At 55.6% G+C, this 23,248-nt stretch carries 13 protein-coding genes, 4 tRNA genes and 3 rRNA genes; 16 read left to right on the forward strand and 4 right to left on the reverse strand.

Annotated elements, in window-relative coordinates:
• The first annotated feature begins 2 nt into the window (after positions 1–2).
• The 5 genes from KJS55_RS14250 (at position 3) to KJS55_RS14270 (ending at position 9,046) form a co-directional block, all read left to right on the forward strand.
• Positions 3–1,145: a 1-deoxy-D-xylulose-5-phosphate reductoisomerase gene (locus KJS55_RS14250; RefSeq protein WP_213543608.1), complete on the forward strand. Its 1,143-nt coding sequence runs from the start codon at positions 3–5 to the stop codon at positions 1,143–1,145.
• Positions 1,146–1,162: 17 nt separating this feature from the next.
• Positions 1,163–2,236 (forward strand): M50 family metallopeptidase, encoded by a 1,074-nt coding sequence (locus KJS55_RS14255; RefSeq protein WP_213543609.1) that lies wholly within the window; start codon positions 1,163–1,165, stop codon positions 2,234–2,236.
• 453 nt (positions 2,237–2,689) lie between these two features.
• On the forward strand, positions 2,690–3,727 hold the full coding sequence (gene ispG / locus KJS55_RS14260) for a flavodoxin-dependent (E)-4-hydroxy-3-methylbut-2-enyl-diphosphate synthase (RefSeq protein WP_213543610.1): 1,038 nt from the start codon (positions 2,690–2,692) through the stop codon (positions 3,725–3,727).
• A 338-nt stretch (positions 3,728–4,065) separates the two neighbouring features.
• Positions 4,066–8,046 (forward strand): PolC-type DNA polymerase III, encoded by a 3,981-nt coding sequence (locus KJS55_RS14265; RefSeq protein ID WP_213543611.1) that lies wholly within the window; start codon positions 4,066–4,068, stop codon positions 8,044–8,046.
• A 133-nt stretch (positions 8,047–8,179) separates the two neighbouring features.
• Positions 8,180–9,046: a DegV family protein gene (locus KJS55_RS14270; RefSeq protein WP_187030797.1), complete on the forward strand. Its 867-nt coding sequence runs from the start codon at positions 8,180–8,182 to the stop codon at positions 9,044–9,046.
• A gap of 28 nt (positions 9,047–9,074) precedes the next feature.
• Here KJS55_RS14270 and KJS55_RS14275 read toward each other — a convergent pair whose 3' ends face one another.
• Positions 9,075–9,320, reverse strand: coding sequence for an AbrB/MazE/SpoVT family DNA-binding domain-containing protein (locus KJS55_RS14275; protein ID WP_187030799.1), 246 nt, complete (start codon positions 9,318–9,320; stop codon positions 9,075–9,077).
• Positions 9,321–9,443: 123 nt separating this feature from the next.
• Here KJS55_RS14275 and KJS55_RS14280 point away from each other — a divergent pair, with 123 nt between their 5' ends.
• Positions 9,444–9,785 carry a helix-turn-helix domain-containing protein gene (locus tag KJS55_RS14280; RefSeq protein WP_187030801.1) on the forward strand — a complete coding sequence of 114 codons (342 nt, stop codon included), beginning with the start codon at positions 9,444–9,446 and terminating at the stop codon, positions 9,783–9,785.
• Positions 9,786–9,823: 38 nt separating this feature from the next.
• Here KJS55_RS14280 and KJS55_RS14285 read toward each other — a convergent pair whose 3' ends face one another.
• The 3 genes from KJS55_RS14285 to dapF form a co-directional block, all read right to left on the reverse strand.
• Positions 9,824–11,176, reverse strand: coding sequence for an 8-oxoguanine deaminase (locus KJS55_RS14285; RefSeq protein ID WP_187030803.1), 1,353 nt, complete (start codon positions 11,174–11,176; stop codon positions 9,824–9,826).
• Between the two features lie 97 nt (positions 11,177–11,273).
• A complete protein-coding gene (locus tag KJS55_RS14290) occupies positions 11,274–12,548 on the reverse strand; it encodes a dicarboxylate/amino acid:cation symporter (RefSeq protein WP_187030805.1) in 1,275 nt (424 codons plus the stop codon).
• 16 nt (positions 12,549–12,564) lie between these two features.
• Complete coding sequence (dapF, locus tag KJS55_RS14295) at positions 12,565–13,407, reverse strand: diaminopimelate epimerase (RefSeq protein ID WP_187030807.1); 843 nt, start codon at positions 13,405–13,407, stop codon at positions 12,565–12,567.
• Positions 13,408–13,573: 166 nt separating this feature from the next.
• Here dapF and KJS55_RS14300 point away from each other — a divergent pair, with 166 nt between their 5' ends.
• From KJS55_RS14300 to KJS55_RS14345, 10 genes are all read left to right on the forward strand, one after another.
• Positions 13,574–14,170 (forward strand): TetR/AcrR family transcriptional regulator, encoded by a 597-nt coding sequence (locus KJS55_RS14300; RefSeq protein WP_187030809.1) that lies wholly within the window; start codon positions 13,574–13,576, stop codon positions 14,168–14,170.
• A 188-nt stretch (positions 14,171–14,358) separates the two neighbouring features.
• Positions 14,359–15,888, forward strand: coding sequence for a sodium/proline symporter (locus KJS55_RS14305; protein ID WP_187030811.1), 1,530 nt, complete (start codon positions 14,359–14,361; stop codon positions 15,886–15,888).
• 677 nt (positions 15,889–16,565) lie between these two features.
• Positions 16,566–18,100 (forward strand): 16S ribosomal RNA (locus KJS55_RS14310).
• 123 nt (positions 18,101–18,223) lie between these two features.
• A tRNA-Ala gene (locus tag KJS55_RS14315) sits at positions 18,224–18,299 on the forward strand.
• Positions 18,300–18,302: 3 nt separating this feature from the next.
• A tRNA-Ile gene (locus KJS55_RS14320) sits at positions 18,303–18,379 on the forward strand.
• A gap of 447 nt (positions 18,380–18,826) precedes the next feature.
• Positions 18,827–21,674 (forward strand): 23S ribosomal RNA (locus tag KJS55_RS14325).
• A gap of 148 nt (positions 21,675–21,822) precedes the next feature.
• A tRNA-Lys gene (locus KJS55_RS14330) sits at positions 21,823–21,898 on the forward strand.
• Position 21,899: 1 nt separating this feature from the next.
• A tRNA-Glu gene (locus KJS55_RS14335) sits at positions 21,900–21,974 on the forward strand.
• A 183-nt stretch (positions 21,975–22,157) separates the two neighbouring features.
• Positions 22,158–22,273: ribosomal RNA gene (rrf, locus tag KJS55_RS14340) — 5S ribosomal RNA — on the forward strand.
• Together the 16S, 23S and 5S rRNA genes with 4 tRNA genes alongside form the textbook arrangement of a ribosomal RNA operon.
• Positions 22,274–22,383: 110 nt before the next feature.
• Positions 22,384–23,208 (forward strand): VanW family protein, encoded by an 825-nt coding sequence (locus tag KJS55_RS14345; protein ID WP_213543612.1) that lies wholly within the window; start codon positions 22,384–22,386, stop codon positions 23,206–23,208.
• The last annotated feature ends 40 nt before the right edge of the window (positions 23,209–23,248 follow it).

Genomic DNA, 23,248 nt, shown 5'->3' on the forward strand with positions numbered 1-23,248 from the left:
GTATGACGAAAACCATTTCGATTTTAGGCTCCACCGGCTCCATCGGCCGGCAGACTCTGGATGTGGCGGAGCAGTTGGGGCTTCAGGTAGCGGCACTGACGGCCCACGCCAGTATCGAGCGTATGGAGGAGCAGGCGCGGCGGTTTCGGCCGCGCCTTGCCGTGCTGACGGATGAGGCGGCGGCCCGGGATTTAACTGTGCGCCTGGCAGACACTGGAACGAAAGTTCTCGGCGGGCCTCAGGGCCTGGAGGAGGCTGCCGCACTGCCGGAGGCGGACACCATCGTGACTGCCGTGGTGGGCATGGTAGGACTTCGGCCCACGTTGACCGCCATTCGGGAGAAAAAGCGGATTGCCTTGGCCAATAAGGAGACGTTGGTGTGTGCTGGGGAGCTTGTGATGGACGCGGCGGATACATATGGGGCGGAGATTATCCCGGTGGACTCGGAGCACTCCGCTATTTTTCAGTGTCTGCAGGGGTGCCGGGATCGGCGGGAAATCCGGCGGCTGATCCTCACCTGCTCCGGTGGCCCCTTTTATGGCATGACTTGTGAAGAAGTGGGCAAAATGACCAGAGCGGATGCCCTGCGCCATCCCAATTGGACTATGGGACCCAAAATTACCGTGGACTGTGCTACGCTGATGAACAAGGGGCTGGAGGTGATTGAGGCTATGCGCCTCTACCGCCTGCCTTTGGAACAGGTCTCCGTGGTGATTCACCGCCAGAGCATCGTGCATTCCCTGGTGGAGTATTGGGACGGGGCGGTTCTGGCTCAGCTGGGAACGCCGGATATGCGGCTTCCAATCCGCTATGCCATGACCTATCCGGCGCGGGGGGAGAGCTTGGCAAAGCCGCTGGACCTCACCGCCTGTCCGCCGCTGACCTTTGCTGCGCCGGACCGGGCGACATTCCCCTGCCTGCATCTGGCGGAGGAGGCCGCAGCGGAGGGAGGCACAGCCTGTGCAATTTTAAACGGTGCGAACGAGGAGGCGGTGCGGCTGTTTCTTCAAGAGCGCATCGGTTTTTATGACATTTCCCACCTGACGGCGAAGGCCCGCTCTGCCGTGAGTGTGGTGCAAAAACCGTCCCTAGAGGACATTCTGGAAGCAGACGCCGCCGCCAGGCGGTGCGTCCTGGGCGATTAAAGGTTAGGAGTTACAGCATGGAACCTATTTTTATCCTGGCGGCGATCCTCATTTTTGGCGTGTTGGTGGCGGTTCATGAATTCGGCCACTTTATTGCCGCTAAGCTCTGCGGCGTGCAGGTCAACGAGTTCTCCATCGGCATGGGACCGCTGATTTGGCATAAGGAGACAGAGGAGACCCAGTATTCCTGGCGTCTGCTCCCCATCGGCGGATACTGTGCGATGGAAGGTGAGGATGAGGATTCCGGAAATGAACGGTCCTTCGTCCGACAGGGATTTTGGAAAAAGCTATTAATCCTAGCTGCTGGTTCTGGCATGAATTTCCTGACGGGCTTTCTGGTGGTTTTGGCACTATATGCGGGAGCTGCGGGCTTTTTTACCGACCAGATCACCGGCTTTGCCCCGGAGTTTTCCATGACAGGCGAAGACGGCTTGATGGAAGGCGACATTTTTTATAAAATTGATGGGTACCGCACGTACCTCAAGGGGGATGCGGAGCTGTTTTTGTCCTATCACCAGGGGGACACCATCGATCTGGAAGTGATTCGGGATGGGGAAAGAATCGTGCTGGAGGATTTCCCAATGGCCCGGCAGACCTATACAGACAGCGGCGGAGGAACCTATACCGGTTTTGGGCTGTATGTGGGGGCACACTTCACAGAGGCGACGATTTTGACATGGCTGCAGTACGCCTGGTATCAGACGCTGGATTTTGTGCAGCTGGTGTGGTTCAGCCTGGTGCAGCTCTTTACCGGCGGTGCCTCCATAGAGGATTTGAGCGGCCCGGTAGGCATCGTTTCCACCATCACGGAGGTGGGCTCTTCCGCGGAGACTGCGGGCGCGGCGTGGAGTCAGATCTTCTATTTTGCGGCACTGCTGGCGGTGAATCTGGCGGTGATGAACATGCTGCCCATCCCAGCGCTGGATGGCGGACGGATTTTCTTCCTTCTGGTAGATGCTGTGGCGCTGCTGATATTCAAGCGGCGAGTTCCAGAAAAGTATCAGGCAGCTGTGAATACTGTGGGTTTTGTCGTGCTGATGGGATTTATGCTGCTGGTGACATTACAGGATGTGTGGAAGCTGATCCGATAGAGGAGCGAGCTCGGCGTGCTTTTGTCAAGACCCTGGCAGAAGCGGGATGCAGAGAATGTAAGTCCATGCACCTCAGATTTACGGGGGCGGAAAACGGATGTGCTTCCACGCGCCCATATGCTGGAGGACGGCCCGCTCTGCCGTGCCGCCGCAGTAGGTGTGGGCAGGCGGCGGGAGGAATGCCTCTGGTTGCCTGCATGTCCTACAAAAGCGAGGGGGCTGGTTGCTGGCTGGGTGTCCCTGGGGGACAGGGAGCCATGAGCGGTGCTGTACGGAAACTGTGCCGTGAGATATTTGAAAGTTTTGGCACCGTCTGTATCCACGTAGGACCGCTCAAAACGTCAGGGCCCGGTGGGTGCTGGGGAGGGATGGCTTCATACTGGAGGGGGTGCTTCATAGGTGCAGCGAGATCTTGGAATCCTGCATGAATTCCCTATTGAGGGAGGAATAAAAATGACGAAAAAACTGACAGTGGGCGGCGTGGTCGTAGGCGGCGGAGCTCCGGTAACCATCCAGTCCATGTGCAATACCAAGACTCACGACGTGGACGCCACGGTAGCGCAGATTCATGCCCTGGAGGACGCCGGCTGTGAGATTGTCCGGGTGGCTGTTCCCGATATGGCGGCGGCAACGGCAGTGGACGCCATCAAGGCGCGGATTTCCATCCCCCTGATTGCGGATATCCACTTTAACTACAAGCTGGCCCTTGCATGTGCGGAGCGGGGAATTGATGCTCTGCGCATTAATCCAGGCAACATCGGGGGCAGGGAGAATGTGCGGGCAGTGGCGGAGGCCTGTCGGAAACGGGGCATCCCCATCCGGATCGGCGTTAACGGCGGCTCTTTGGAAAAGGAGCTGCGGACGAAATACGGCGGCGTCACCGCAGAGGCTCTGGTAGAGAGCGCCATGGGTCATGTACATCTGTTGAACCAATTTGATTTTGACGACATCTGCATTTCCGTCAAGTGCTCCGACGTGCCGTTGACGATGGCGGCGTACCGGCTGCTTGCGGAGCGGACCGATTATCCTCTGCACTTGGGCGTTACCGAGGCGGGAACGCCCTCCATGGGCCTGATCAAGTCCGCCATGGGGATCGGCGGTCTCCTGTGTCTGGGGATTGGAGACACGCTCCGTGTGACGCTGACCGCGGACCCGGTGGAGGAGATCTTCGCGGCCAAAAAGATTCTGAAGGCGGCAGGGCTTCGCAGGGAGGGCGTCAACCTGATCGCCTGCCCCACCTGCGGCCGCACCCGCATTGACCTCATCCCGATGGCGGAGGAGGTGGAGCAGCGTCTTTCCGGTTGTGAGAAGTCTATTACCGTAGCGGTGATGGGCTGCGCCGTCAACGGCCCCGGCGAGGCCGCCGCCGCTGACATCGGAATTGCTGGCGGCAAGGGCGAGGGCTTGATTTTTCGCAAAGGCGAAATCCTCTGCAAGGTTCCCCAGGAGCAGCTGGTGGACAAGCTGATGGAGGAGATTGAAAAGCTTTGAAGAAGAGCTGGATTTTTCCGGTTCCTGCGGCGATCATAACAACCGCTCCCCTGTTTTTAGAAGGAAAGAAAAGAGACTTGGTGTTGTGTAGCGGCTCAAATCCCGATGTATTCCCTGGCTTAACGATTTGCGGATTCACCGCCGGGCACCCCCTAGAGGCGAAGCCGTGATGCATCAGAGAGGAAAGGCTGCAAATGCTTCGGCACTGCTTGCGCTGTGCCTGACCGGGGCTTGCGATCTTTTTGTCCGACGGTGGAAATAGATAGAGGAAGGCCTCCGGTTTGCTGTCCGGCAGATGCTGACTCAGAAAAATGATAGATGATACAAAAGAGGAAACCATGTCAAGAAATATCCCATTTTTTGAAATGTTTACAGAGTTGCAGCTCCTCGGCGAGCTGCGGGTGAAACTGGCGGGCGCCGTTTTGACAGGGGCCTGTATTGACCAATCCGCCATGTCCATGGAACTGCGATTACAGGTGAAGCTCGCGCTGACAGAGGGAGAGGTTCAAGAGCTCCAGGCGGCTATTCGGAGAGCCTATGGGTTTCACAGCGTGAAGATAGATGCTGCACAAGCAGCCGCAGAGCCGCGGCCGTCTTCTCCGGACGGGGCGGCGCCGGTGGGGAAGAGCAATCCGGCCGGAAAGGTGCTGATGGGGAATGCCATCAAGGCGAGGCCAGGTCCTATCCGGGAGCTGAATTTGAAAATGGGCACCGCCACGGTGCAGGGGAAGGTCTTTGCCTTTGAGTGCCGGGAGACCCGGCGCCCCGGCATGTGGCGGTTGAATTTTGATATGACGGACTATACCGGCTCCGTCACCGTCCAGAAGAACCTGACGGTCAAGGAGGCCCAGGCTCTGGAGAAGTCTATCAAGGTTGGAATGTGGCTGCGGGTCCAGGGCAAAATGGAACCCACCTGGGACGGCAAAGACATTCAGCTGAATCCTTACCATATTCAGGAGGCGGAGCACAAGGGCCGACAGGATACCGCCCCGGAAAAGCGGGTGGAGCTCCATCTGCACACCAAGATGAGCAATATGGATGCCCTGACGGATACCAAGGAGGCCATCCAGCAGGCGATTCGTTGGGGCCATCCCGCCATTGCCATTACGGATCACGGTGTGGCCCAATCTTTTCCTGACGCATGGCACGCCGCTGGGGACAAGATTAAGATTCTCTACGGCATGGAGGGGTATTTCATCAACGATGTGGATGACCGTATTGCGGTCCATGGCCCCCAGGACCAGCCGCTGGAGGGGGAGATTGTCTGCTTCGATATCGAGACTACAGGCTTGAAAGTAGACCGGGAGACCATCACAGAGATCGGCGCAGTGGTGTTGAAAAACGGCGAGATTGGGGAGCGTTTCCAGACCTTCGTGAATCCGGAACGCCGCCTGACGCCAGAGATTATCGGACTGACCGGCATTACCGACGAAATGCTCAAGGATGCCCCCTCGCTGAAAGAGGCGCTGACGGCCTTTTTGGAGTTTGTGGACGGACGCCCCTTAGCGGCCCACAATGCGGAGTTTGACATAGGCTTCATCCGGGCGGGCTGCCGTCAGGTGGGATTGGAATTTGCACCCACCTATGTGGATTCCCTGATTCTGGCCCAGAACCTGCTGCCGGATTTGAGCAAGCACAAGCTGGACATCGTGGCGGAGCGCCTGGATCTGCCCGCCTTCAACCACCACCGGGCCAGTGACGACGCCGCCACGGTGGGCTACATGCTGATCCCCTTCTGGAAGATGCTCCATGACCGGGGGGTTTATACCCTGCAAGCGGTGAACGGAGAGATGGAAAAGCTTCGGCCCCTCTCTGGAAAGACCAAGCGCCAGCCCAAGCACATAATCCTCATTGCCCAGAACAAGGTAGGACTGAAAAACCTCTATCAGATGATATCCGCCTCGAACCTGAAATACTTCCGGCGGGTGCCCACTGTCCCCAAGAGCCTGCTGCGTGAGCACCGGGAGGGGGTGCTGGTGGGCTCTGCCTGCGAGGCGGGAGAGCTGTTCCGGGCAGTGGCGGACCACAAGGACTGGGAGGAGCTCAAGCGCATTGCCTCCTTCTACGATTACCTGGAGATTCAGCCCCTGTGCAACAACGCCTTCATGCTCCGCAACGGCGACGTGCAGTCGGAGGAGGACCTGCGAGAGTTCAACCGAACGATTGTCCGTCTAGGGGAGGAACTGGGCAAGCTGGTGTGCGCCACCGGCGACGTCCACTTCCTGGAGCCGGAGGACGAGGTCTACCGCCACATCCTGCTGGCGTCCAAGAAATTCCCGGACGCCAACGAGCCGCTGCCTATCTACTTCAAAACAACAGATGAAATGCTCCGGGAGTTTTCGTATCTTGGAAAGGAGAAGGCTTATGAGGTGGTAGTGACCAATACCCGCCGCATCGCGGACATGGTGGAGACCTTTCCACTGCTTCCCAAGGAGCTGTTTCCGCCCCGTTTGGAAAACTCGGAGGAGGATCTGAACCGCCTGGTGTGGGAGAAGACCCACCGACTCTACGGCGAGAATCCGCCCAAGCTGATTGTAGACCGGCTGAACGTGGAGCTGGGTGGTATTCTGGGCAAGTACGACGTGGTGTACATGTCTGCCCAAAAACTGGTGCAGCGGAGTTTGGAGAACGGCTATCTGGTAGGCTCTCGGGGATCGGTGGGCTCGTCGCTGGTGGCTTATATGTCCGGCATCACCGAGGTCAACTCGCTGCCGCCCCACTACCGCTGTCCCAAGTGCAAGAACAGCGAATTTATCATGGACGGCTCTTACGGCTGCGGAGCGGACATGCCGGACAAGGTGTGCCCGGTGTGCGGCGAGCAGTATATCAAGGACGGCTTTGACATCCCCTTTGAGACGTTCCTGGGCTTTGGCGGAGGCAAGGTGCCGGATATTGACCTGAATTTCTCCGGCGAGTATCAGGCGCGGGCCCACCGCCACGCCATTGAGATGTTCGGTGAGACCCAAGTGTTCCGGGCGGGCACCATCGGCACCCTGGCGGAAAAGACCGCCTACGGGTTTGTAAAAAAGTATCTGGAGGAAAACGGCATTACAGCAGGACGGGCGGAGGAGAATCGGCTCACCTTGGGATGCGTGGGCGTCCGGCGCACCACCGGCCAACACCCCGGCGGGCTTGTGGTGGTACCCGACGATTTGGAGATGGAGGACTTCTGCCCGGTGCAGCACCCGGCAGACGCCGACGACTCCGATACCATTACCACCCATTTTGAATATCACTCCATGGAGGATAACCTCTTAAAGCTGGACATGCTGGGACACGATGACCCCACTATGGTCCGCATGATGCAGGACCTTACCGGTGTGGACCCCCACGATATTCCTCTGGACGATCCGGAGACGATGTCGATCTTCACCTCCAGCAAGGTGCTGGGATATGAGAATGACGAGATTCTCGGCCCCACCGGCGCTGTGGCGATCCCGGAGTTCAACACCCGTTTTACCCGTCAGATGCTGATAGATACCCAGCCCAAGGATTTCAACACCTTGGTGCGGCTCTCCGGCTTCTCCCACGGAACCGACGTGTGGCTGGGCAACGCCCGGGAGCTGATCGTCAGCGGCACTGCCAGCGTTTTGGAGACGGTGGGCTGCCGGGACGATATCATGCTGTATCTCATCTCCAAGGGACTGGACGCCAAGATGAGCTTCAAGATCATGGAGTCCGTCCGAAAAGGCAAGGTGAAAAAAAACGGCTTTGAGGAGGGTTGGGTGGAGGCCATGCGGGAGCATGAGGTACCGGAGTGGTACATCGACTCCCTGGCAAAAATCGGCTACCTCTTTCCAAAAGCTCACGCGGTGGCCTATGTGATGATGGCCTTCCGCATTGCCTGGTACAAGGTCCATGAGCCCTTGGCCTTCTATGCAACCTTTTTCTCTGTGCGGGCCAAGGCCTTTGACGCGGAGTACTGCTGCGCTGGTATGGATGCGGTGAAGCGGAAAATCCGGGAGATTGAGAACAATAAGGATGCCACCGCCGTGGAGCAGAACCTGCTGACCACGCTGGAGGTGTGCTACGAGTTCTATCTCCGGGGCTTCCATTTTGACACCATTAATATTTATAAATCTGACGCCGCCAAGTTCCTAGTGACGGATGGCGGGCTGCTGCCGCCCTTTACCAGCGTCCACGGCCTGGGTGAGGCGGCCGCTCAGGACACGGTGGAAAAACGCGCCGGTAAGAGCTTTGTCTCCATTGAAGAGTTTGCCACCTGCTGCAATAAGCTCTCCAAAACCCACATCGAGCAGCTCAAAGCCCTGGGCGCTTTTGCAGGGATGGCGGAGACCAGCCAGATGACCCTTTTTTAACTGCCGGCGGTGAAAAATGTGTGGGCTGTTCGGCGGATAGTTCTTGCAGTCTTTCAAGCTTTGTGGCATAATTGTCCTAATACGGTCAAGAGGCAGATATTTAGGATTTGTGAAAGATTTAGGTGAGACGGTTATGAACCCACAAAAGATCGCTTTGCTGACGGACTCCTGTGCGGACCTCTCTGTGCAGATGGTGCAGGAATATCACATTTTTGTGGTGCCGCTGCGGATTCTCTGTGCAGATGGGGAATATGCCGACGGGGTGGATATCCACGGCGCGGACATCTACCGCCGCCTGCACAATGGCGAGCTGCCCCAAACGTCGCTGCCGTCAGGCGCGTATATTGAAAAGGTGCTGCGGCAGATTTGGGAAGAGGGATATGACGGCGTGATTGCTGTCATGCTCTCCAGCGGACTTTCCGGGACGTATAATTTGGTGCGCCTGGCGGCGGAGGAATGCGGGAATTTGCTGCCGGTGCGGGTGTTTGACTCTGTCAGCGGATCGCTGGGGCAGGGGGCCACAGTGCTGCAACTGGCCGAGGATATCCGCGGCGGCATGAGCTGGGAGGAGCTAACAGAGCGCCGGGCGCCGCAGCTGATTGCAAATACCTTCCCCTTTTTCTCTGTGGACACGTTGGAGTATCTGCAAAAGGGCGGGCGCATCGGCAAAGTGACCGCCACGGCGGGAACGCTTTTGCAGATCAAGCCGATTATTACCTTTGCCGACGATGGACAGCTCAAATCCATTGCCAAGGTGCGGGGCCGGAACCAGGTCATCAGCAAGCTGATTGAATTGACTGTGCAGCGCTGCGGCGAGCACCGGCGCTATAATCTGGCGGTGGCCAACGGCGGCGCGCCGGAGGAGATGCAGCTGGTGCGCCAGAGGCTGACGGAGGCCCTGCCCAACTACGACCACATCTGGGAGGGCGAAATCGACGGCACGCTCAGCGTTTATATTGGCGACGGCGTGCTGGGCGCTGCGGTCCAAGTATTAGATTAAAAATGACCCGTATCCGAGAGGATACGGGTCATTTGTTCAGGTTGTTGATGCACGCCTTGCACAGCCAGGTGCGGTTTGGCAGGGGTCTGAGGTTTTCCGTACCCCGGCAGATCAGGCAGGAGGGGGTCTGCTTTTTTAAAATCAGGGTCTGTTGCTGGGGGTCCACCTGGACGCTGAGGATATCGCCTTCCCGGAGGGCCAGGGCACGGCGGCCATCCACCGGGAGCACAACGCGTCCTAATTCGTCCAGGCTTCGTTCAAAGTTGTATTCCATCGTATCGCCTCCCTTTTCTTAATTTTAGCATAATTCCAGAAAATAGTCAATATATACATGGGAATAGATTATTAACGCCAGAGCTGGTCACACTATAAACTGTACCTGGAATGAGGTATAGTTATGATGAATGCAAAAGCGGTTGGAAAAAGGCTGCAAGCCCTTCGCCGGTCTGCGGGCTTGACACAGGAAAATGTGGCGGAGGCGTTAGGAATCAGCGATAACTATGTCTCCAACATTGAGACAGGCCGGGATATCTGCTCTATGGTGGTTCTATTGGGGATGGCGAATTTGTATCATGCCAGTATGGACTATATTTTGGGGGAGAGCCTTGCGTATAACCTGGATAAAGAAGCGGACGGTGAGCGCCGTGCCGCGCTGCTGCATGAGATCAGCCGTCTGGACGAGGTGTCGTGTGGGCATCTGCTTAAATACATCCGCTTGATGCGGGATACAGAGCAATAAAAAAGGACTGCCGTGATCCGGCAGTCCTTTTTTGAGTTTTAAGATAGATACGCACGGCAACAGGCCCGGGCTTCTTCCGCTACCCGTTCTTCGTCCACAGAGACCAGCCGGCCTTCCCGGACCACGACCCGGCCGTTTACCACGGTCCAGTCCACAGGGCCCCGGAGGCCCACCGTTGCAAGGGCGTCGGCGGGGCTGTACTCCGCCCCAGTCAGCTCCAGACGGCGGGAGTCCACCAGGAAGAAGTCGGCGCACTTCCCAACCTCCAAAGAGCCGATGTCCTCCCGGCCCAGCAGGCGGGCGCTGCCTCGGGTAGCCAGTTTGAGCACTTGGTAGCCGGAGGGAGCTGCGCCGCTGGCATGGAGCCGGTGCAGAAGATAGCACACCCGTAACTCCTCCATGAGGGACGAGCCGTCGTTGCTGGCGGAGCCGTCCACCGCCAGCCCCACTGGGACGCCCAGGGCCAACATCTCCGGAACCCGGGCAACGCCGGAACTGAGCTTCATATTGGAGATGGGGCAGTGAGCAACGCCTGTGCCGGTTCTGGCCAGCTCCCGCAACTCCTCGTCGTTGAAGTGGATGCCATGGGCGTACCATACGTCCGGCCCGGTCCAGCCCAGAGACGACATATATTCCAGCGGGCGCACGCCGTGATTTTCCAGCGTCCAGCGCTCCTCGTCCCGGGTCTCGCACAGGTGGGTGTGGAGCCGCACGCCGTACTGCCGGGCCAGAACCGCGCTCTGCCGCAACAGCTCCGGGCTGACGGAGAAGGGGGAGCAGGGGGCCAGAGCCACCTGATGCATGGAGCCGGGGCGGGGGTCGTGATAGACCTCAATCACCCGGGCGGAGTCCCGCAGAATTTCGTCCACCGTCTGTACCACGCTGTCCGGCGGCAGGCCGCCATCCTTACGGCTCAGGTCCATGCTGCCCCGGGAGGCAAACATCCGCACACCCAGCTCCTCCGCGGCGGCAAACTGCGCGCCTAGCAGATCCCCGGCTCCGGCGGGGAAGACGTAGTGGTGGTCAAAACAGGTGGTGCATCCGTGCTTGAGAAGCTCGCCCATGCCAGTGAGGGAGCTGAGGCGGACCACGTCCCGGTTCAGCCCCTTCCAAATCTCATACAGGGCGGTAAGCCAGTCAAAGAGCTCCAGGTTCTGTACTTGGGGCAGATTGCGGGAAAAGACCTGGTAGAGATGGTGATGGGTGTTGACGAGCCCTGGATAGCACCAGAGATGGCTTCCGTCAATCACAGTGTCGGCGGTATCTTGCAGACGGGGGCCGATGTCCGCAATCCAGCCGTCCTTACAAAGAAGGTCCACCTGGTGGATGATGGAGTCACGATCATCGCATGTCACCAGGGTATGGAGATTTTTGATCAGCAGAGTGGACATTATGACACGCTCCTTTCCACCTTCCAGTATAGAGGGAAGAAGGACAAAGGTCAACGGAGAAATCAAAGCGGAGGCCGCAGAAGCGGCCTCCGGTCTGTTAAAGCTGCCTGCCGGCGCGCTGTAGCCAGTTTTTCCCGTCCACAAAGCGGGAGACCAGGAAGCTTGCCACATAGTCCCCGGCGGAGTTAATCATGGTGGCGGGAGGGTCCACCAGATTGCCGATAGTCACCAAGATGGGGAAGGCAATCTCCATATGATCAGCGAAGAAGATGGAGCAAATGATATACTCCCCAATATATCCGCCGCCTGGGACGCCGCTCATGCCCACAGAGGACAGCACCGCCACCAGCACCACCGGAACCAGCTGGGAGAATGTAAACGGCTGCCCGAACACGCCGAATACAAAGGCGATTTTCAGCACGCAGGAAAAGCAGGAGCCATCCATGTGCATGGTGGCGCCCAGAGGCAGTACCATGTCGGTGACATCCTTGGAGATGCCAGTGTCGGCGGCGGCCTCCATATTGGTGGGGATGGTGGCCACGGAAGAGCAGGTGCCCAGAGAGACGATGGCGGGCTTGGCAATGTGGGCGAACATGGTTTTGACCGCGCCTTTTCCGCCTCCAAACCAGGCAAATAACGGCCACGCCGTGAAGATATAAAGGAAGCAAAGCGGATAGTAGACTGCCAGGGCTCGAACATAGTTCTCCACGATCTGAGAACCGTAGGTAGCCACCAGATCGGCAAAGAAGCCGAAGAAGGCGATGGGGGCATAGTAGGTGACGAGCTGGACGAATTTCAGCATGACCTCCGCCAGGTTATCCAGAAATTTTCCAACCAGGGTTTCCCCACCGCCAGTCAGGTTCACCGCAAAGCCAAAGAGTAAGGAGAATACGATCAACGGCAGCATGGCCTGCCGGGACAGCAGCCCCACAAAATCCTCGGCGGTGAAGAAGTTGACGATCAGCTCGGACAAGGAGGCGTAGTCGCCCATCTCCCCGGTCTGAAACTCCGTCCAAGGGGTGAGGACCGGAGGAAACAGCCGCATCAGAACGAACATGATCACAGCCGCGATCGCGCCGGTAACAACAAAGGTGGCCACGGTGACGCCCATGATTTTTCCGGCCCGCCTGCGGCTTTTCATGTTGGCCACAGCGCTGGAGATGGAGGCGAAGACCATGGGAACCACGATACAGAACATGAGATTGATGAATACCGTGCCCAAGGGCTTGAAGATGGTGGCGCCAGCCTCCAACACAGTTCCATCGGCGTCCTTCACCACAGGGAAAAACCAGCCCACAGCGGCGCCGGCCACCATGGCTCCCAGCATGATGGCCAGGAAGACATAATTCCTTTTGACAGACGTTCTCTCCATGCGAACCACTCCCTTCTCAAAATAGATTTAGATCTTCGTCCGTGACCTCGCCTTTGCAGACCACATTCGTAGGGCCGGTCAGATAGAGGCCGGTCACTTGAGAGCCGGCATGCTCCACATCTATGGTCAGCGTTCCGCCCTTCATGTCAACCCGGACGTTTCGGCCAGTTACCCTCCCCAGCAGAGTCAGCACCGCAACCACGGACCCGGTGCCAGTGCCGCAGGCATAGGTGAAATCCTCCACACCCCGCTCAAATGTCCGCTCGTAAAGCAAGTCATCGCCCAGGATTTCGTAGAAATTGACATTGGCGCCCTTGGGGAAAGCTGGGTGCCACCGGAGCTTTCTGCCAAGCTCCCGCAGCTGAGATTCATCGGCGTCCCTCAGATTGGGATAGGGCACCACGGCATGGGGAAGGCCCGGATTACCCAGTTCCACATAGGAGCAGGGATGCCGGATGCCGTCTACCTCCACGGGGGCGTCCAGCTTCACTGTGGTGGGATCGTTGAGGCGGACCCGGTACAGCCGCTGGGTGATACGCCGTCCCGTGACAATGCCGGCGGTGGTCTCCACCGTCTGGGTCTCCCCGGCGAGACCCAGTTCATATCCGTATCGGCAGATACACCGGGCGCCGTTGCCGCACATCTCGCCCACGCTGCCGTCACTGTTGAAAAACAGCATTTTATAGTCTCCGCCCTGGGTGGGGGCATCCACCACCATCAAGCCGTCCGCGCCGATGGACAGATGCCGCTGGCACAGCGTCCGAGCGGCCTGCGGCAAACACTCCGCCGGCAGGTGCTCCTCTAAGTTGTTCAGCACCACAAAGTCATTTCCAGCTCCGTTCATTTTCCAAAATCGCAAAGCGATCCCCCCTTTATACTTTATTATAACCGCACAGAACGCACATGAACACCAGAAAAGATGCTGAAAAACATGCATATCCTGCGGTAAGAGAAAGAGGAGAATCGGCTTGATTTGTCTTACAAAAGCCGGTATGATAGAGATCAGCGGAGGGGAGGAAGCACGGATGCCAAGAAAAAATAGCCGAAATACCAAGGGCCGCATCATTGCTGCAGCGTGGAAGCTGTTCTATGAGCAGGGCTTTGAGGAGACCACAATTGAGGATATTGTCTATGAATCAGAGACTTCCAAGGGGTCCTTTTATCATTACTTCAAGGGAAAAGATGAGCTGATGGGGACCCTGGCCAATGTCTTTGATGAGAAGTACGAGCAGTTGATGGTGGAGATGGACCCGGGGCTGGACGCCATGGAAAAGCTGATCTATGTGAATCATGAGCTATTTTCCATGATTGATGGCGGTGTGTCTATGGACTTGCTTTCCCGCCTCCTCTCCACACAGCTGCTGGCCAGGGGAGAAAAGCACCTGCTGGATCGCAGCCGGACTTACTTCAAGGTGCTGCGGCAGATCATCTCCGAAGGACAGCGGCGGGGAGAGCTGCGGACGGACTGGACGGTTAACGAGGTTGTAAACGCCTATGCACTGTGGGAACGGGCACTGCTGTATGATTGGTGTCTCTGTGGCGGAGAGTATTCCCTGGTGGACTACACTGATCGTGTCACACCCATGTTCTTGGAAAGCTACCGGACGAGCGGTAGAGATTAGATAGTGTCTAACGGATAGAATGATATTGCATACAAGCTTTTGTGCAGGATTAAAGCTTGATATATCAAAGATTAGATCGGTTTTTACAGAATTTAGTATAGAATAAATTCTATACTAAATTCTGTATTTTATTTTATAAAAATATATGTTATGATAACGCCTATGGATATTGAAAAAGGAGAGAACATATGACAACCTCACAACTTTGTATTTGCCTTGCCATTGTGGCCTATCTGGCTGTGATGCTGGGCATCGGCATCTGGTGCGCGAAGAAAAACAACTCTGTGGACGACTTCTATTTGGGTGGGCGGAAGCTTGGCCCGTTTGTTACCGCCATGAGCGCGGAGGCAAGCGACATGTCCTCCTGGCTGCTGATGGGCCTGCCAGGCGTCGCCTATCTCAGCGGTTTGGCGGAGGCCAGCTGGACTGCAATCGGCCTGGCGGTAGGGACTTATCTGAACTGGCTGATCGTGGCCAGACGTATCCGCCGTTATTCTCACCGACTGGGTGCTATCACAGTGCCGCAGTTTTTTTCCAAGCGGTGGAAGGATGAACGAAATCTGCTCTCCGCAATTGCGGCGGTGGTGATCATCGTGTTTTTCATCCCCTATCTGGCCTCAGGCTTCTCAGCCTGCGGAAAACTGTTTGCAAGCCTATTTGGGACAAACTACCTGACAGCTATGATCATCAGCGGCGCTGTGATTGTTATTTACACCGTCACAGGCGGCTTTTTAGCTGCCAGCTTCACGGATTTGGTGCAGTCTATTATTATGACGGTGGCACTGCTGATCATCCTGATCTTTGCAACAGGGCAGGCCGGAGGGATGGATGCTGTGATCAGCAATGCACAGTCCCTGACCGGCTATCTCTCGCTGTCCAACATCCATGATCCGGCGACTGGCGGCTCTAGTCCCTATGGACTCTTGACGATTTTCTCTCTGCTGGCTTGGGGACTGGGCTACTTTGGTATGCCCCACATTTTACTGAGGTTCATGGCAATTGAGGATGAAAAGAAATTGTCCCTCTCCCGCCGTGTTGCCACCACCTGGGTGGTAATCTCCATGGGAGTTGCGGTTTTCATTGGCTTGGTGGGCAATGCCATGACTGCCAACGGCACTATGGAGCAGCTGGCAGACTCAGAGACAATTATTGTGCAGATTTCCAGCCTCCTTAGCCAATATGGGATTCCGGCAGCTCTGCTTGCGGGTGTCATTTTGGCGGGTATCCTGGCCGCCACGATGTCCACGGCAGATTCTCAGTTGTTGGCGGCGTCCTCCTCGGTATCTCAGAATCTGTTTGCGGAATTTTTTGGGGTGAAGTTTACTGCCAAGCAGGGGATGCTGGTGGCACGGGGGACCATGGTTGTGATCTCTCTGGTTGCCATGTTCCTGGCCAGGGACCCCAACAGTTCTGTGTTCCGTGTGGTGTCCTTTGCCTGGGCAGGCTTCGGCGCGGCCTTTGGGCCAGTTGTGTTGTTTGCATTGTTCTGGAGACGCTCCAACCAATGGGGAGCGTTGGCCGGTATGCTGGCCGGCGGAGCCATGGTGTTTATCTGGAAATACCTGATTGCTCCTATGGGCGGCGCCTGGGCGATTTATGAATTGCTGCCTGCCTTCATTGTGGCATCCATCGCCATCGTCGTGGTCAGCCTGTTAACGGCTCCGCCAGAGCAGTCTGTAACGGAGACCTTTGATGCAGTGGGAAAGCAGGCGTATTGATTCCTCAACAGAGTGACTTGCTGGCGTAAGATCCGGCTTTTTTGCATCGCCTGCCGCTATGGTAACAAGCATAGCGGCAGGCGATAAATATATGATCAGAGAATCAAAAGACTGCAGCTGTTCCGTAAATCACATCGTATGTATGTTCGGAGAGATTCTGCGCAGCAAATCCAAGCAAGGAGCTCCGGATATTTATGAAAGGAAGACCCTAGGCTTGAAAAAATCCTTCCTATGAAAAAACCGCTGAAACCCTTGCAGCACAAGGGATATTATGGAAAATAGAATCGAGAGACAATCCATGAAGAAGATTTTTCGACAAAAAACCAAAAAAAGATTGGAAAAAGGTATTGACAAAGGGGAGAAGATTTGGTAATCTAACAAAGCTGTCCAGCAGCACAGCGGGATGCACCACAGAGCGGCGAAAAAAAGCCAAAAAAAGTGGTTGACAAATGAAAGCTGATCTGCTATAATGGACTTCCGCCGATAAAGCGGCGTGTACCTTGTAAATTAAACAACGTAACGAACGAAAAGCACCAGACGGACGGTTCGAAAGAACCGACGAAGAGCTCCGGGCTTCGGGTTGAGTCAATTACCGAAGGGACGGAGCAAAAGAATGAAGCTATGGAAATAGCTCTATGAAAGATTAGCTCAAGCCGGAAGGCTTGTGTTGATACGATTTTATAGAGAGTTTGATCCTGGCTCAGGACGAACGCTGGCGGCGTGCTTAACACATGCAAGTCGAACGGAGCACCCCTGAATGAGGTTTCGGCCAAAGGAAGGGAATGCTTAGTGGCGGACTGGTGAGTAACGCGTGAGGAACCTGCCTTTCAGAGGGGGACAACAGTTGGAAACGACTGCTAATACCGCATGACACATGAATGGGGCATCCCATTGATGTCAAAGATTTATCGCTGAAAGATGGCCTCGCGTCCCATTAGCTAGTAGGCGGGGTAACGGCCCACCTAGGCGACGATGGGTAGCCGGACTGAGAGGTTGACCGGCCACATTGGGACTGAGATACGGCCCAGACTCCTACGGGAGGCAGCAGTGGGGAATATTGGGCAATGGACGCAAGTCTGACCCAGCAACGCCGCGTGAAGGAAGAAGGCTTTCGGGTTGTAAACTTCTTTTGTCAGGGAACAGTAGAAGAGGGTACCTGACGAATAAGCCACGGCTAACTACGTGCCAGCAGCCGCGGTAATACGTAGGTGGCAAGCGTTGTCCGGATTTACTGGGTGTAAAGGGCGTGCAGCCGGGCTGGCAAGTCAGGCGTGAAATCCCAGGGCTCAACCCTGGAACTGCGTTTGAAACTGCTGGTCTTGAGTACCGGAGAGGTCATCGGAATTCCTTGTGTAGCGGTGAAATGCGTAGATATAAGGAAGAACACCAGTGGCGAAGGCGGATGACTGGACGGCAACTGACGGTGAGGCGCGAAAGCGTGGGGAGCAAACAGGATTAGATACCCTGGTAGTCCACGCTGTAAACGATCAATACTAGGTGTGCGGGGGACTGACCCCCCTGCGTGCCGCAGTTAACACAATAAGTATTGCACCTGGGGAGTACGATCGCAAGGTTGAAACTCAAAGGAATTGACGGGGGGCCCGCACAAGCGGTGGATTATGTGGTTTAATTCGAAGCAACGCGAAGAACCTTACCAGGGCTTGACATCCTACTAACGAAGTAGAGATACATTAGGTGCCCTTCGGGGAAAGTAGAGACAGGTGGTGCATGGTTGTCGTCAGCTCGTGTCGTGAGATGTTGGGTTAAGTCCCGCAACGAGCGCAACCCCTATTGTTAGTTGCTACGCAAGAGCACTCTAGCGAGACTGCCGTTGACAAAACGGAGGAAGGTGGGGGACGACGTCAAATCATCATGCCCCCTTATGTCCTGGGCTACACACGTAATACAATGGCGGTTAACAGAGGGATGCAAATCCGCGAGGAGGAGCGAACCCCCAAAAGCCGTCCCAGTTCGGATCGCAGGCTGCAACCCGCCTGCGTGAAGTCGGAATCGCTAGTAATCGCGGATCAGCATGCCGCGGTGAATACGTTCCCGGGCCTTGTACACACCGCCCGTCACACCATGAGAGTCGGGAACACCCGAAGTCCGTAGCCTAACCGCAAGGGGGGCGCGGCCGAAGGTGGGTTCGATAATTGGGGTGAAGTCGTAACAAGGTAGCCGTATCGGAAGGTGCGGCTGGATCACCTCCTTTCTAAGGAGACCTCAAGTACTGAAAGAAGTGCTTGAAACATCCTGGTCAGCGTTTGGTTTTTAAGAGTTACGTTGTTTAATTTAGAGGGCATACGTCCGAAAGGCGGAGGGGAGCCCGGAGAATGGGGGTTTAGCTCAGCTGGGAGAGCGCCTGCCTTGCAAGCAGGAGGTCAGCGGTTCGAACCCGCTAATCTCCACCAGACGGGCCTGTAGCTCAGCTGGCTAGAGCGTACGACTGATAATCGTAAGGTCGGTGGTTCGAGCCCACTCAGGCCCACCAAGCAAGAGATTTGCTTTTGGATTTGAAGACCCAACTGCGAGGTTGGATCTTCAAATCTGACTGCAAAAGCAGTTAGAGGATTTCTGTTTCAAAGCGACAGTGTGTTTGAAATGGGAAAAGGAGAAAGAACAAAGTGGCGCGAGCTTTGCCGAGAGGGAAAGCAAGTGAAGTGAAGTTTCTTTCGACGATCTGCACCTTGAAAACTGAACAATGTGAATGAAAGTGAAGTAAGGCAACAGAGAGGCGCCATACGGAAGTATGGCACGTGAATTTAATTGTGGAACAACATCTGAAAAGATGAGGGTACAATTACAATTTCAAGAATCTGTGAAGCCTGCATAATTCTTTAAACGAGAACCAAGATTTCTCTGACAACTCGGGCAGAGGCCGCGACTCCCATTCCCAAAGCAAAGTGGAGATGGAGGTAAGCGGACTTTGCGGCGAGCAGGTCAAGCTGGAAAGAGCGCAAGGGGAATGCCTTGGCATCAGGAGCCGAAGAAGGACGTGACAAGCTGCGAAAAGCCTCGGGGAGGAGCAAATATCCATTGATCCGGGGATATCCGAATGGGGCAACCCGGCGGCGCAATACGCCGTCATCCTGCGTTGAATCAAATAGGCGTAGGAAGGGAACCGCCTGAACTGAAACATCTAAGTAGGGCGAGGAAAAGACATCAACCGAGATTCCGCAAGTAGTGGCGAGCGAACGCGGAAGAGGCCAAACCGGGGGATTTATTCCCCGGGGTTGCGGACGATCATTTAGCGGAAGTTATCTAGCCGAAGGGTCTGGGAAGGCCCACCACAGAGGGTGAGAGTCCCGTAGGCGAAAGAGAAGGCCGTGAGATCGGATCCAGAGTACCGCCGGACACGTGAAACCCGGTGGGAAACAGGGGGGACCACCCTCCAAGCCTAAATACTACCTGATGACCGATAGAGGAGCAGTACCGTGAGGGAAAGGTGAAAAGGACCCCGGGAGGGGAGTGAAAGAGAACCTGAAACCTTGTGCTTACAAACTGTCAAAGGCCGTTAATGGCTGATGGCGTACTTTTTGTAGAACGGTCCGGCGAGTTATAGTAACGAGCAAGCTTAAGGTATTCAGTACCGGAGGCGAAGCGAGAGCGAGTCTGAATAGGGCGCATGAAGTTCGTTGCCATAGACCCGAAACCGGGTGACCTACCCATGAGCAGGTTGAAGTGGGGGTGAAACCCCATGGAGGACCGAACCGACCCCCGTTGCAATGGTGGCGGATGACTTGTGGGTAGCGGTGAAATTCCAATCGAACTCGGAGATAGCTGGTTCTCCCCGAAATAGCTTTAGGGCTAGCGTTATGTTAGATTACCGGAGGTAAAGCACTGAATGGTTTAGGGGCTGATAAAGTTACCGACGCCTATCAAACTCAGAATGCCGGCTAATTGATGCATAGCAGTCAGACAGTGTGAGATAAGTTTCATTGTCAAAAGGGAAACAGCCCAGACCTACAGCTAAGGTCCCAAATGTATGCTAAGTGGAAAACGATGTGGAGTTGCGAAAACAACCAGGATGTTGGCTTAGAAGCAGCCACTCATTAAAAGAGTGCGTAATAGCTCACTGGTCGAGTGACTCTGCGCGGAAAATATAACGGGGCTAAGCATACAACCGAAGCTTAGGATTGCTAGTAATAGCAGTGGTAGGGGAGCGTTCCATACGGGGCGAAGTCGCAGCGGAAGCAGCGGTGGACTGTATGGAAGTGAGAATGCCGGAATGAGTAGCGAGAATTATGTGGGAATCATAATGGCCGAAAATCTAAGGTTTCTTGGGGAAGGTTCGTCCGCCCAAGGTAAGTCGGGAGCTAAGCTCAGGCCGAAAGGCGTAGGCGATGCACATACGGTAGAAATTCCGTAACCACCGAAACTTAAGCCAGAGGGACACTTTGAGATAGCCGAACCCGGGCGTTGGTTGCCCCGGGCGAAAGGGAGCGAAAATATAGTAGCGAAGTCGGCGATGCTTGGAGGCGAGAAAAGCTCTGGGGTATGCTAAGGTGCCCGTACCGCAAACCGACACAGGTAGATGAGGAGAGAATCCTAAGGCCAACGGGAGAAGGGTTGTTAAGGAACTCGGCAAGTTGACCCCGTAACTTCGGAATAAGGGGAGCCTCGAAAGAGGCCGCAGAGAATAGGCCCAAGCAACTGTTTACCAAAAACACAGGTCTATGCTAAATCGAAAGATGACGTATATGGGCTGACGCCTGCCCGGTGCCGGAAGGTTAAGAGGAGATGTCAGGCCGCAAGGCCGAAGCATTGAATTGAAGCCCCGGTAAACGGCGGCCGTAACTATAACGGTCCTAAGGTAGCGAAATTCCTTGTCAGGTAAGTTCTGACCCGCACGAAAGGCGTAATGATTTGGGCACTGTCTCAACAGCCCGCCCGGCGAAATTGTAGTACTGGTGAAGATACCAGTTACCCGCAACTAGACGGAAAGACCCCATGGAGCTTTACTGCAGCTTAATACTGGAATTCGGTAATTCATGTACAGGATAGGTGGGAGACAGAGAAGCCCGGGCGTCAGCTCGGGTGGAGTCGCCGGTGGGATACCACTCTTGGATTGCTGGATTTCTAACCTGCGGCCGTGAATCCGGTCGGGGGACACTGTTAGGCGGGCAGTTTGACTGGGGGCGGTCGCCTCCTAAAAGGTAACGGAGGCGCTCAAAGGTTGGCTCAGCACGGACGGAAATCGTGCAGTGAGTGTAAACGTATAAGCCAGCCTAACTGCGAGACCGACGGGTCGAGCAGTAACGAAAGTTGGAGTTAGTGATCCGGTGGTATGTGAGTGGAAATGCCATCGCTCAACGGATAAAAGCTACCCTGGGGATAACAGGCTGATCTCCCCCAAGCGTCCACAGCGACGGGGAGGTTTGGCACCTCGATGTCGGCTCGTCACATCCTGGGGCTGAATTCGGTCCCAAGGGTTCGGCTGTTCGCCGATTAAAGTGGCACGCGAGCTGGGTTCAGAACGTCGTGAGACAGTTCGGTCCCTATCTGTTGCGGGCGTAAGAGATTTGAAGGGAGCTGTCCTTAGTACGAGAGGACCGGGATGGACGTACCTCTGGTGCACCAGTTGTTCTGCCAAGGGCATAGCTGGGTAGCTAAGTACGGACGAGATAAACGCTGAAAGCATCTAAGCGTGAAACTCCCCCTAAGATGAGATCTCTCACCTCGAAAGAGGGTAAGGGCCCAGGAAGACTACCTGGTTGATAGGCCGGAGGTGGAAGCGCAGTAATGTGTGGAGCTGACCGGTACTAATAGCCCGAGGGCTTGACCTACGAAAGAAGAAGCAGGCGGCCTGAAAGAATAAGTAAGACACATTGTTCAGTTTTGAGGGTGCAGACGCGCACACCTCGGACAGAAAGAGAGGAGCTGGAGAGCTTGTGAAAGCTTTCTTTGCATACTTTCTTTCTCGAAAGAAAGTATGCACCTTTAGCTCAGTTGGTAGAGCAACTGACTCTTAATCAGTGGGTCCCCGGTTCGAGTCCGTGAAGGTGCACCATGGCCCGTTGGTCAAGTGGTTAAGACAGCGGCCTCTCACGCCGTTAACATCGGTTCGAATCCGGTACGGGTCACCATGTCAAAGCAAGCTGCGGACCACAGGCTTCCGCGCAAGCGCGAAAGCTGGTTCCCTCCGCTGCTTTTCCTTTCCGAATCGCAAATGTTGCACTGGTTTGCGGCTTGGGGATAGAAATCTCTTGACAAAAGAGTGCGAACAGTGTATAATATAGTTTGTTTTCCGGGCTAACCGGATGACATAAGTTGGTGCTGATTAGGGCGAGGGTCCACCCGTTCCCATTCCGAACACGGTAGTTAAGCTCGTCTCTGCCGACAATACTTGGCTGGCGACGGCCTGGAAAAATAGGTAGTGCCAACATCTTTCCCCCGACAGGAAAACTGTCGGGGGGGTACTTTTTTATTGTCACGTGATATCTTGTGACCCGAATATGGATATGGTACAATAGCCGCGTGGAGGTGAGGGAACAAATGGTAAACCCCACAGACCGCTCCTTGCACCAGCCGATCTCACGGAGTTGGCTCCGCCTGCGGCTTGGGAAGGCCTACTATACCTGGAGGCGATATCTTCTCTGGGGCGCTCCTCGTTTCCACTGGGCAAGGACGCGGCAGCGGGAGATGCTGTCCTATGTCCAATTCGCGCACCAGACACCGCTGTTCCGACAGCTGCGGGGCGAGGAGATGAAGCTCCAGAGGAACAAGGTTGTCAATCTGAAGCTGGCAGCCGCCCGGCTGGATGGTATCCTCCTATTCCCAGGCGAAACATTTAGCTATTGGAGAATCATTGGAAAGCCTACCCGGAAAAAGGGCTACTTGGACGGTATGGTACTTTTTCTAGGGCAGATTGGCAGCGATGTGGGCGGTGGACTTTGTCAGCTCTCCAATCTTATCTTCTGGATGACCCTCCATACGCCTCTGACGGTTGTGGAGCGCTACCGGCACTCCCACGATGTCTTTCCGGATGCCGATCGGACCCAGCCTTTTGGCAGCGGCGCCACCTGTGCCTATCCACACAGAGATTTGATGATCCGCAATGATACGGACCAGGTTTTCCAACTGCACGTATGGGTGGGGGAGGAATATCTGGAGGGAGAATGGCGTGCCACGCGTATTCCTGAGCACCGCTATGAAATTCTAGAGAGAAATCCCAGAATAGAACAGGCGGCCTGGGGCGGCTATATTCGGCACAATGAGCTGTTCCGCTTGACCTATGACCAGGAGGGACGGCTTCTGGGAGAAGAGTTTCTTTTATCCAATGATGCGATTATGATGTATAGCCCGCTTTTGTCTGAGTGATCACATGGATAAAACCGGCGGTTGTCTTTTTTTGCCGGAC

Origin of the sequence: Pusillibacter faecalis (assembly GCF_018408705.1) — a bacterium.
Lineage (GTDB): Bacteria > Bacillota > Clostridia > Oscillospirales > Oscillospiraceae > Oscillibacter > Oscillibacter faecalis.